This is a genomic window from Thiobacillus denitrificans DSM 12475, from assembly GCF_000376425.1.
Lineage (GTDB): Bacteria > Pseudomonadota > Gammaproteobacteria > Burkholderiales > Thiobacillaceae > Thiobacillus > Thiobacillus denitrificans.
In genome coordinates this window covers 39942-50632 of record NZ_AQWL01000015.1, presented here as the reverse complement: position 1 = coordinate 50632, position 10691 = coordinate 39942, and the positions used below count along the sequence as shown (strand labels likewise).

At 56.9% G+C, this 10691-nt stretch carries 13 protein-coding genes; all 13 read left to right on the top strand.

Annotated elements, in window-relative coordinates; translation table 11 throughout:
* Positions 1–82 precede the first annotated feature (82 nt).
* The 13 genes from B059_RS21705 (at position 83) to trbC (ending at position 10675) form a co-directional block, all read left to right on the top strand.
* Entirely contained in the window at positions 83–262 is a 180-nt protein-coding gene (locus B059_RS21705; protein WP_473242997.1) for a hypothetical protein, read from the top strand.
* An 85-nt stretch (positions 263–347) separates the two neighbouring features.
* Complete coding sequence (gene traL / locus B059_RS0116740) at positions 348–650, top strand: type IV conjugative transfer system protein TraL (RefSeq protein WP_018079407.1); 303 nt, start codon at positions 348–350, stop codon at positions 648–650.
* Positions 651–656: 6 nt separating this feature from the next.
* A complete protein-coding gene (gene traE, locus B059_RS0116735) occupies positions 657–1244 on the top strand; it encodes a type IV conjugative transfer system protein TraE (protein ID WP_018079406.1) in 588 nt (195 codons plus the stop codon).
* Between the two features lie 8 nt (positions 1245–1252).
* Complete coding sequence (locus tag B059_RS0116730; protein WP_018079405.1) at positions 1253–1978, top strand: type-F conjugative transfer system secretin TraK; 726 nt, start codon at positions 1253–1255, stop codon at positions 1976–1978.
* On the top strand, positions 1968–3416 hold the full coding sequence (locus tag B059_RS20075) for a TraB/VirB10 family protein (protein ID WP_018079404.1): 1449 nt from the start codon (positions 1968–1970) through the stop codon (positions 3414–3416). The genes B059_RS0116730 and B059_RS20075 overlap by 11 nt, the downstream gene beginning before the upstream one ends.
* On the top strand, positions 3416–4189 hold the full coding sequence (locus B059_RS19560; protein WP_018079403.1) for a DsbC family protein: 774 nt from the start codon (positions 3416–3418) through the stop codon (positions 4187–4189). Before B059_RS20075 ends, B059_RS19560 begins: the two co-directional genes overlap by 1 nt.
* Positions 4190–4199: 10 nt before the next feature.
* Positions 4200–4796: a type IV conjugative transfer system lipoprotein TraV gene (traV, locus tag B059_RS19555; protein ID WP_018079402.1), complete on the top strand. Its 597-nt coding sequence runs from the start codon at positions 4200–4202 to the stop codon at positions 4794–4796.
* Between the two features lies 1 nt (position 4797).
* Positions 4798–7377, top strand: a complete 2580-nt coding sequence (traC, locus tag B059_RS0116710; RefSeq protein ID WP_018079401.1) for a type IV secretion system protein TraC — start codon at positions 4798–4800, stop codon at positions 7375–7377.
* A gap of 49 nt (positions 7378–7426) precedes the next feature.
* Positions 7427–7825, top strand: coding sequence for a hypothetical protein (locus B059_RS0116705; RefSeq protein WP_157273797.1), 399 nt, complete (start codon positions 7427–7429; stop codon positions 7823–7825).
* Positions 7822–8346, top strand: a complete 525-nt coding sequence (gene lepB / locus B059_RS0116700) for a signal peptidase I (protein ID WP_018079399.1) — start codon at positions 7822–7824, stop codon at positions 8344–8346. Before B059_RS0116705 ends, lepB begins: the two co-directional genes overlap by 4 nt.
* Positions 8300–8953 carry a type-F conjugative transfer system protein TraW gene (gene traW / locus B059_RS0116695; protein ID WP_157273796.1) on the top strand — a complete coding sequence of 218 codons (654 nt, stop codon included), beginning with the start codon at positions 8300–8302 and terminating at the stop codon, positions 8951–8953. Before lepB ends, traW begins: the two co-directional genes overlap by 47 nt.
* Positions 8937–9956 (top strand): conjugal transfer pilus assembly protein TraU, encoded by a 1020-nt coding sequence (gene traU / locus B059_RS0116690; RefSeq protein WP_018079397.1) that lies wholly within the window; start codon positions 8937–8939, stop codon positions 9954–9956. Before traW ends, traU begins: the two co-directional genes overlap by 17 nt.
* Positions 9953–10675 carry a type-F conjugative transfer system pilin assembly protein TrbC gene (trbC, locus tag B059_RS19550; RefSeq protein ID WP_038059168.1) on the top strand — a complete coding sequence of 241 codons (723 nt, stop codon included), beginning with the start codon at positions 9953–9955 and terminating at the stop codon, positions 10673–10675. Before traU ends, trbC begins: the two co-directional genes overlap by 4 nt.
* Positions 10676–10691: the final 16 nt, after the last annotated feature.

The following is a 10691-nucleotide window of genomic DNA, read 5'->3' as shown; positions in this document are numbered from 1 at the left end:
TGTTGTTGCTGTTCCCGCCCTGCTGGTTGCCGGTTCTGCCTTCGCCGGCGCTGACACCACCTTCACCCCGATCGTCACCGTGATGACCGACTGGCTGGCCGGTTCTCTGGGTACGTTGATGGCCGTCNTGTCCCTCGCCATCGGCCTGGGCATGGGCATCGCGCGTGCCACGGCGACTCCCGCTGTGATCGGCATCGTGGTCGCTCTGTTCGCCAACTTCGGCCCCGGCGTTCTGACCGGCATCGCTACCGGCACCATCTAAGCCTTCTTTGTTTACGGAAAGGGGGGCAACCCCCTTTCTAGTGCCAACGCTAAGGCCACTCAACTTAATTTGATCGGAGGAAACGATGAATACGGGGGACAAGGATTTCTACTTCATTCCGTCGCACCTCGATGATCAGGCCAAGATTCTTATTTGGGACATGGACGAGGCCATGGGAATCCTGGGCGGTCTCAGCGTTGGCATTATCACCAAGCAGTTAATCATTTTCATTCTGCTTGGCTTTTTCCTGGCCTATGTGATCGCGAAAACCAAAGCAGCACGCGGCCGGGGATTCCTCCCTGCAATCTGCTACTGGTACCTGCCGCACAACACGCTCTTCCGCTTCAAGCGGTTTCCGCCCTCGTACATCCGCGACATTGTGGGGTAATCAAAAATGCTTTTTGCCAAATACAAAGGCGCTCTGGACCAGAGCCAATCGGACAAGCGTACCTGGCAGCAGGTAGGCGTTCTCGCAAGCCTGACCTCATGCGTTCTCGCCGCAACCCTGATGGTGATCGGCAAGGGCACGGAAAAAACGATCATCGCGCCACCTGTGGTCAGCAAGACCTTCTGGGTGGACGGTGACCAAATTTCTCCCGAATACGTCGAACAGATGGCCGACTACTTCGCCGGCCTCGCGCTGTCAGCCAACCCGAACAACGTGAAGTACCGCCAGCAACTTCTGTTGCAGTACGTCGCGCCGGGTGCCTATGGAGCATTGAAGTCGGAACTGGAATATGCCTCCGACAAGCTGATCCGTGACGGCGCGTCCCAGGCATTTTTCCCGGCCAACATTCACGTCAACAAGACCGAAGCCAATTTGAAAGGCCGGCTGATCACGACCATCGGTGACAAGGTCACGTCGGAAAAAGCTGTGAATTACAGCATCAAGTTCAAGTACGACTCTGGAAAGCTCTACGTGGACAAATTCCAGCTGCTCGACCGCATCGGCGACAACGTGACCGACCAAGCTGCCCAATGAGGTTATCCATGAAAAGTAAACTCTTACCCATCCTTCTCTCGGCCGTTCTTGTCGCGTTCGTGGCGCAAGGCGCGTTCGCCCAGCAGGTGCTTCGGATGAAGGACGGCGACACGCAGGGTGCGAGAATCGCCAAGCACGAGGTTTCGCGCATCGCGGTAGACGGCGCGCGCATCCGCTCCGTGGTTGGCTCGCGTGGCGACTTCGAAATTCAGGTTGACCGTGATATCGGCCAGATTTTTGTGCGGCCCTTGGGTGACATGCCCATTGTAGCGCCCATCAACATCTTCCTCACCGACGACCAGGGCCATACCTACTCGCTGATCCTGACGGCGGAGGATGTGCCCGGTGAATCGATTCTGCTGGTCAGCAAGCAGCCGAGCAAAACGGCGCTGGAAAAAGAAAAGAACGACCCGTATCAGTCCGAGATCAAGGACCTGATGGTGTCGATGGCAACAAACAACCCCGATAGCCAAGGCTATGAGGTCGAGGAAGTTGCCAGCCGTGTGCCAATCTGGCGCGAGGCAGATCTGAGGCTTGAGCGCGTATGGCGCGGCGACTACTTGGTGGGCGAGCGCTACACCCTGGTCAACGTCACAGACAGCGAACTACGCCTGGATGAGCAAGAATTCATGCGCCGGGGTGTGTTGGCCATTGCCATCGACAACCATGCGCTGCTTCCCCACCAGGCCACTGGCGTTTACGTGATTCGTGAGGTAAACAGCGATGGCCAATAACAATATCCCGCGCGCTTCCATTCCCGATCCATCAGCCCAGAAGCGCAAGCAAAAGCTTCTTTTGATGGTCGGCGGGCTCGGCCTGCTCGGCGTAATCAGCGCGATGATCATGATGAACAGCAACAAGCCCACGGCATACACCGAGCGAGCCAAGCAGGAGGTCAAGAAAGACTTCATGGTGGCTGGTAAGCAGCTGTCGGACAAAGAGGTCTGGACAGCCAAGTCCGAGGCCGAGCTGAAAGAACTGCGGACTGACAAGGACAACATGAAGCGTGAGCTGGAGCTGTTGCGGCGCGACCTTGATTCGGGTCGTCTGGGCCGGAACGCAGACTCGGCCTCCTTGCCACCTCCGCCTCCACTGCCGCCAGTATCTGGCGCACCTGACCGCAATGGCGCAATGGTGCCACCAAGCAACCTTCCGCCTCCGCCTCCGACGCGCGACGCGAAGGCTGCCGTGCGCAACCTGTTTCAGGTGGCGCCACCTAATGCGCGAGGTGGTCCGTCTTCTGCACCTCCTCCCGGTGGTTTCCTCGCCTCCCGCGAGGCATCGAGCCAACTTCCGGACGGAAGCTATGCCCCGGTCGGCGCAAACGGTGCACCAGCTCGCGACATGCAGGCACCCGCCGTGGTTCAAGCCGGAAACATGATGGGCCAAGGACAGGGCCCTGTTCCGGAATCGCGAGTGTTCCGCATCGAGATCGATGCCGGTCCTCAAGCTACCGCGCCTGGTGGTGCGCCGGGTCATCCTGACAGCGCCAGCGCCAGCGCCAAAGATGACAAGAAAAAGGTTGCTGATGCAGAGACCTACATTCCCGCAGGTTCATTCGTTCATGGCGTTCTGCTGGGAGGTGTCGATGCACCAGCCGCCACCACTTCCCAGAACAACCCACATCCAGTGCTGATTCGTTTGAAGGAACTGGCGATTCTGCCAAACAAGTTCCGGAGCAATGTGAAGGAGTGCCTTGTTGTCGGCGCGGCCTACGGGGATATGTCCTCCGAGCGTGCCTACATCAGAACGGAGACCCTTAGCTGTGTCCAGAATGATGGACAGGTGGTCGAGGCAAAGGTGAAGGGCTACATCGTTGGTGAGGACGGAAAAACCGGAATGCGCGGCCGGCTTGTGGAGAAGCAAGGCCAGATGATCGCCCGCGCAATGCTGGCAGGCACCTTGTCCGGCTTGGGTAAGGGGTTGTCAGCGTCCTACCAAACAACCGTGACGAGCGGCATCGGCATCTCCAACGTACCCGATCCAAGCAAGACACTTCAGACCGGACTGGCACAAGGTCTTTCAACGGGCATGGAAAAAATTGCGGACTACTACCTGAAATTGGCTGATCAGACCGCGCCGGTCATCGAAATCGACGCCATGAGGCAAGTGGACTTGGTGTTCACGTCTGGAGTCACCCTGGAAGGCGTACTTGGAAAGAGGAAATCCTGATGAAAAAAGGCATCGTAGCAACCGCTTTGATGGTTGCATTCTCCTGCTCGGCCGTGGCCGCTGACATGGTTCCGGCGGAAACCGCAGCCAAAATTCGTGCGGCCTTCCCGAAGACGAAGATCGAAGAGGTTCGCCTTTCTGAGTTTCCCGGCCTCTATGAACTCGCCATGGGCCGGAATGTGGCCTACGTGATGGAAGGCCTGCCGTATCTCCTGGTTGGTCATGTGTTTGACACGCGCACCGGTACCGACTTGACAGCTGGGCGTGCCGAGAAAGCCGCGCCGAAGGTTAGTTTCAACGACTTGCCACTACAGGACGCGATCAAACGCGGGAACGGTTCGAAAAAGTTGGCAGTGTTCTCCGACCCGGATTGCCCGTTCTGCAAGCGCCTAGAAGGCGAACTGGCCAAGCTGAACGACGTCACGATCTACCTGTTCATGAACCCCATTGCGGGTTTGCATCCGAAGGCGTTGGAGAAATCCAAGGCAGTGTGGTGTGCCGAAGATCGTGAAAAGGCGTGGGATTCCGCGATCGCCAACAAAGGCTTCAAGACACGGGATTGCGACAGCAGCGTGGTGGAACGCAACATTGCATTAGCCCAAAAGCTTGGCCTTCAAGGTACTCCTGCCCTCATTCGCGAGGATGGCGAACTGGTGCCAGGTATGCGACCGGCCAAGCAACTTGCTCAGTGGCTCGGCACGACCTACGTGGAAGTCGCACCGGTGGCGAGCGCACCAGACGTGAAGCCCGCTGTGATCGCCAAGACGAAGTAAGGGGAAGTCCATGCTCAAAAAAACTCTCATCCTTCTGTCGCTTGGAAGCGTTGGCGCGCTGTCGGGCTGCGGCACCATCCACGGCAACTATGCCTGCGGACTCCCGAATGGAGTGACCTGCCAGAGCCTCAAGGAAACGTATAACGACACCAACGGGAAACTTCCTCCTCCAGCGAAAGTGCCTTCCAAGGATGACAAGAAGACTGACAGCAAGGACGCCAATCAGCCCCCTGACTATAGGTCCACGCTCCTGACCGGCCAGCCCGTCGACTTGCCGAAGATAGAGCCAGGTGCCCCTTTGCGCGTCGAGCCTCGACTGCTGCGCATCTGGTACGCGCCTTGGGAGGATCAAGACCGTGTATTCCACGACCAGTCCTTTGCCTATGTGGTCGTGGACGATGGCCGCTGGCTTCTGAGCCAGAACCGGAACCAACTGGAAATGACCTCGCGGATCCGCATGGTCATCCCGCCGGTGAACAAAGCACCCGTGAGCGAGGAAAACGAAGGGAAAGATAGGAAACCGGTGATGGCACCTTCTGCGTCTGCCGCGCCCAACAGGGCGATAAAGGGCACGTTTGACGGCGCAACCCAGTCGATGGAGAAATGAAATGGGCGCCGCGGAAATCCTGAATAAGATCCGTGAGTTCGTAAGCCCTTCTTCGGCTGCCGACACGCCCGATCCGTCCGTGATGGCGGGCTACATGCCGCCTTCCTTGAGCCAGCAGGCTGCATTCCTTCAGCACTATACGCTCGCCGACCTGCTTCCCTACGAAAGCTACGACCCTGATTCGAACGCGTTTGTGAATGTGTCCTCGATTCAAGACAAAAAGACTGGCGAGCGTCCCAAGGACAGCTTTGGCTTCATCATCGAGTGCGTGCCTCTGTCCGGCGCGAACGAGGAAGTGAGCCGCATCCTCTCCTCAATTATGGAGCTTGGCCTCCCCGACAACGCATGCATACAGGTTCTGATGTATGGGTCGCCACATGTCAGGCCGTGGATGCAGAAGTGGGCCAATGCGCGTGTCAGTGGCCACGAAGATGAACACAGTATCTTCACGGAACGCCGTGAGGACAATGTTTATCGGACCCTGTCGCGCCGCCGGGTCGAATATCTCATGCAGGGAACAGGGAAGAGCCTCTTTCCGGAGATCCCCTACGTGATCCGCGACTTGCAATTGTTCATTTCGGTGATGTTCCCGGGCGAGATGACGGAACACGGCGTCAACCTGATGAACTCCGCGCGCGACTCCATTTCGTCGACGCTTTCGACGGCCGGCATCCCGAACCGCAACATGGGAGTCAACGATTTTCTGAACCTCATGGACGAGATCCTTTCCGGCGGCAAAGCGGACGGGAGGGTTGAGTGGGACCCGCTGCGGTTGCTTCGTACCCAGGTCCCCTCTGCCGAGGACCATGTCCTTATCGACCGTGACGGGATGGTGATTGGCGAGAAGGCCGTTCGTTCTCTGCGTATACGAAGCTACCCGCGCGAATTCTGGCTGGGCGGGATGTCAGACATGATCGGGGACATGTTTCAGGGTGTACTGCAGATTCCTTGCCCATTCCTGTTCACGCTGAACATACAGGTGCCTGACCAGGAAATATTCAAGAGAACCCTTGATTTCAAGGCGGCGCGCGCCGTTCAGAACGCCGAGGGGCAGTTGTCCAAGTATGTGCCAATCTTCAAGGACCAGGCAGAGGAATGGCGTCACGTTCAAAAGGCGATTGCCAGCGGGCAGAGCGTCATCCGCATGACCCATGCGCTGACGGTCTTCACCGAACTCGGCCAAGGTGACCGGATCGAGCAGATGGCCAAGTCACTGTTCCGTTCCAAGGGATGGCTGCTCGAACGCGCTAGCATGATGCAGTTTCCGACCATGATGTCTTGCCTGCCCCTATCGTTTACGCCGTCCATGGCGGACGACCTCAAGACGGACATGAGCTTGCGTACGCAGTTGCAGTCGAATGCCGTCAACACCATGCCGGTGATCGGTGAGTGGAAAGGAACACCGAGCCCGTCGCTGATGATGTTCGGGCGTCGCGGTCAGATCAATTTCGTCGATTTCTTCGACAACGACCAAGGCAATTACAACGTAGCAGTGTCCGCGAAGTCTGGCGCCGGCAAGAGTTTCTTCTTGAACGAAGTTGTCACCTCGACAGTGGGCACCGGAGGCCGTGCGTGGATTATTGACGTCGGCCGCAGCTATATGAACACGACAAAGGTCCTGGGAGGACAGTTCATCGAGTTCAGCGCGGACAAGGACATCTGTATCAATCCCTTTCCGCTTGTTAATGACATTGATGAGGAACTACCCCTACTCAAAAGCGTGATCTGCCAGATGGCCTCGCCATCGCGTCCCACGGATGACCTGGAAAACTCCTACGTCGAGCAGGCTATCCGCAAAGTGTGGCAGGAGTACGAAAAGGATGGCGAAGTCACGGCCGTTGCGGAATTGCTGCTTGGGCACAAGGATGAGCGTGCCAACGACCTTGGCCACATGCTTTTCCCCTACACGCGCAAGGGTGTGTACAGCCGATTCTTCGAGGGGCGCACCTGCATCCAGTTCGAAAAGCCGCTGATTACGCTTGAACTCGAAGAACTGAAATCGAAGCGCGATTTGCAGAGCGTCGTCTTGCTGATCGTGATGATGCAGATTCAGCAGACGATGTATCTCGGTGACCGCAGCCAGAGGAAGGTGTGCGTACTCGACGAAGCCTGGGACCTGTTTTCGAACGCGGGTAATGCCGCTTCCTTCATCGAAACTGGATATAGAAGGGTCAGGAAGTACGGCGGATCCTTCATCACGGCGACGCAGAACATCGAGGATTATTACCGTTCTCCGGCCGCCAAGGCCGCGCTGGATAACTCAGACTGGATTTGTCTGCTCGCTCAGTCTGCAGAGTCCATCGAAAAACTCGCCAGCGACGGCAAGCTGTATTTGGACGAGCACAAGAAGCGTCTGCTTCGGTCGGTCCACACCGTCCACGGCAAGTATTCAGAAGTGGCCATCAAGGGCCCGCACGGTATCGCGATCAATCGTCTGATCGTGGACCCCTTCTCCGCCACGCTCTATTCCACGAAGGCCGAGGACTTCGCGCGCATCCAGCAACTCACCCGTGCCGGCATGACGACGACCAAGGCCATCGAAAAACTCACAGAGGAAAAACTCTATGCAAGAAACCACTAGCCTGCCCCCGGACGAACTCCAGCAGGCGGAAACGCAGAAAGGCGAGGAGGTGGCACCCAGCACGCCGGCGCGGTTTCGGTTCGCGGTCTCTGACGTTTTTTCGGGACTCGCTGTCAACATCGTTTTCTCGATGCTGGCAGCCTTGATCACAGTGGTTGGTTACCAGTATTTCCTCGCGCCCAAAACTCCCCAGCTCGCCACCGTTGACATCATGAAGATCATGGAATCGGCGGATGCGCCTGCGCTCAGGGCAATCCGGGACGGCGATCTGGAAGCAGCCAAGAAGGCGGCCGCTGACCGTGCGCAGATTGCGGTAAAGCTGGAGACCGTGTTGGACGGCCTTAGCAAGAAGCAAAACATGGTGTTTATCCAGAAGCAGGCCTTGATCGGCAGCGGCGTGCCGGATTTCACCGAAGAAGTCATGAAAATCATGGGGGCGGTGCAATGAATTACGTCGCTCAAGGCGTCGTCGAATCGCCAATATTCCGCCGCGCGGTGCGCTGGGTCACCATCACGATGGTGATATTCCTCGGCATGTGGGTGCTGACGTGGTTGGCCTCACCGTACTACACCATCGCCATAAACGAAACCAACAGCCTGCCTCAAAAGGTTTTCCTCATCAAGCGTGGGGTACTGCCGAAGAAAGGTGAAATGGTTACTTTCCACGTACCCATGACCGGCGTGAAGTATTACCCGCCCGGCTACCAGTTCACCAAGATCGTCAAGGGTGTGGCCGGTGACCGCGTCGAATATCGTGGCCGCGAGGTATACCTCAATGGCCAGAAGATCGGTATCGCGAAGGAACACTCGCAGATGGGCGAACGCCTGGACCTTGGGTTTAGCGGCGTGATCCCACCTGGCCACTATTTTGCCTGGACGCCGAGCAAGGATTCCTATGACTCGCGCTACAAGGATATCGGGCTTGTCTCTCAAGAACAGGTGGTCGGAAGTGCGGTACCCCTGTTCTAAACTCCTCGTTCTCCTTCTGCTCGCGCCTGCGTGCGCGTTTGCGACCTACCTGGGGCAGATCTCCACCATCTATCCGATTCAGGAAGAGGATGCCATCGAGGTCATGCAGGCGCACTTGCGTAAGATGGAAAAAACGGGCGAACTCGCGCGCATTCAAAAGGAACAGCAGAAGCGCGCGGTCGAAACATTCAACAATCCGCATCCAGTTGAAGGAATTACGCGAACCAGCGAGCCCGCTAGCCACTGGTACGACCCAACTGTCACTGTGGTTGAGGACATCATTGATCCCACTTCAGGACGCGTTGTCGTACCGAAGGGTACGGTGAGCAACCCGTTCGATTACATCACACTGACCAGCCACTACTTTTTCTTCGATGGGCGCGACAAGGACCAGGTGAACTTCGCGGCGAAGGTCATCAAGAAGTATGGGGATGGCGTGAAGTTAATTCTGGTTGGCGGCTCTCCTACCAAGCTTGGCGCGAAATGGAAGCGGCCAGTCTACGCGTCGCAAGATCGTCACATGATCGACAAGTTCCAGATTGAGCACGTGCCTGCCATCGCCTACCAGGAAGGCAAGAGGATTCGCATCGATGAACTGGTTCCATAAAACAGCCGCCGTCATCTTGGCGGCATTGTCGGTGGCGGGGGCGGCAAACGCCAACGAGTGCAAGGGGAAGTTCCCAAACCCCATCACTGACTATTGCTGGTCGTGCATGTTCCCCATGTCGATATCCGGACAAAAGGTATATGTCGGCAGCCAGGAGGACACGGACAACCCAAGCCATGCTGTTTGCGCTTGCGGCAATCCCCCGAAAGTTGGTCTGCCTGTTGCTTTTTGGGAGCCCGCACGAATGATGGACGTCACCCGCACGCCTGGATGCCTGGTGTCGCTTGGCGGTATCAAGATCGACCTTGGATTCAACGCGCCCGTGCCGGCACAGGGCATGAAGGAACAGGGTGACCAATACTATGGCAAGCGCTCGTTCTACCACGCGAATTGGTACATCAACCCGCTCATGACTTGGTTGGGTGCGGTACTGGATTCCGATTGTCTTGAGCGTAAGGGCTTCGACCTCGCCTACACCACTTCGCTCGATCCCTTGTGGTCTGATGATGAAATGACCGCTGTGCTGGAGTGGGATGCAGCACTCTTTGCCAACCCCTTCGCGCAGAGCTTGTGCGCTGCTGACTGTGCTGCTGCGATGGTTGGGTTCCCGTTGACGTCGATGATGTGGTGCGCCGGGTGCCAAGGCGGACTTTATCCGTTGAACGGCGTCGTTGAACACCACACAGGTGGTGTAGATGCATCCGCACTACTGGTACAGCGGATGATCGCGAAGCTGCACCGGGAAGGCGTGATGTTTGGAACCTGGGGTTCTGACGGCGAATGTCACAACTATCCGCAGCTAATCATGAACAAGCAGGCTTACAAGATGACCATGGTTTACCCGGTTCCGCAGACGAAGAAGATCGACGGTCGTTGCTGCCAGCCGCTCGGTCGTTCAACCGTACTGTGGGGATCTGGTAAGGAGTTTCCCATTGAAGGGGAAGATTTTTCTTATCAAATCTATCGCAAGCGCAATTGCTGTCAGGGAGTGTTCGGCCAATGAGTTCGCGATTCAAATATGCCTTGTCATGCCTGGCTGCTCTGCTGATCGGAGTAGCGACAACGTCATGGTCTGCTGAGAGCGACAAGACCCCGTCCAAATCTGACGTACCAACCAAGTCAGAGGTAAGGGACTTCCTTGACCGCGCAACTGTGGAAGCTAAAAGGCAACAACGGCCAGATTTCGGCGGGCACATGGACAATGCGCGTCAACTCGCCACGCAGAATGGCGGAGTTGATCTGAACATGCTCGTCAACCAATACAACGCTGCAGCGGCTGCGAACGAGATGGTCGGCAGCCGCGATGTTCTGTATGTGTTTGTTTCACTTTCGATGCCAAAAGCATCGCTGATCCAGCTAGCAAAAGACGTGAACAAGGCCGGCGGAATGATCGCATTCCGCGGATTTCACAACAACAAGATGAGCGAGATGCAAAAGGCGTTGAAGTTCCTCGCGGACGAGGGCATCACCGACATGACCATCGACCCGGACGGGTTCAAGCGCTACAACGTGACGGCAGTGCCGACCTATGTGGTTGCACGAGTGAAGGAAAACGCTGAGCGTACCCCTAGCTGCGGAGCAACAGGTCAATGCAATGGCGCAGATTACATCGCGGTAGCCGGCGATGTGACCCTCGATTATGCCCTCGAGTACATGGCCGGCCACGGCGACCGCGCATACATGGATAGCATTCAGTTTTACTTGAAACGGTTGTCAAATTGAAGGCAAGAGCACTTTT

What these genes read in the sequence shown, in the direction of transcription:
- traL (WP_018079407.1), top strand. Translation starts at nt 348, where the DNA reads ATGAATACGGGGGACAAGGATTTCTACTTCATTCCGTCGCACCTCGAT.
- traE (WP_018079406.1), top strand. Translation starts at nt 657, where the DNA reads ATGCTTTTTGCCAAATACAAAGGCGCTCTGGACCAGAGCCAATCGGAC.
- B059_RS0116730 (WP_018079405.1), top strand. Translation starts at nt 1,253, where the DNA reads ATGAAAAGTAAACTCTTACCCATCCTTCTCTCGGCCGTTCTTGTCGCG.
- B059_RS20075 (WP_018079404.1), top strand. Translation starts at nt 1,968, where the DNA reads ATGGCCAATAACAATATCCCGCGCGCTTCCATTCCCGATCCATCAGCC.
- B059_RS19560 (WP_018079403.1), top strand. Translation starts at nt 3,416, where the DNA reads ATGAAAAAAGGCATCGTAGCAACCGCTTTGATGGTTGCATTCTCCTGC.
- traV (WP_018079402.1), top strand. Translation starts at nt 4,200, where the DNA reads ATGCTCAAAAAAACTCTCATCCTTCTGTCGCTTGGAAGCGTTGGCGCG.
- traC (WP_018079401.1), top strand. Translation starts at nt 4,798, where the DNA reads ATGGGCGCCGCGGAAATCCTGAATAAGATCCGTGAGTTCGTAAGCCCT.
- lepB (WP_018079399.1), top strand. Translation starts at nt 7,822, where the DNA reads ATGAATTACGTCGCTCAAGGCGTCGTCGAATCGCCAATATTCCGCCGC.
- traU (WP_018079397.1), top strand. Translation starts at nt 8,937, where the DNA reads ATGAACTGGTTCCATAAAACAGCCGCCGTCATCTTGGCGGCATTGTCG.
- trbC (WP_038059168.1), top strand. Translation starts at nt 9,953, where the DNA reads ATGAGTTCGCGATTCAAATATGCCTTGTCATGCCTGGCTGCTCTGCTG.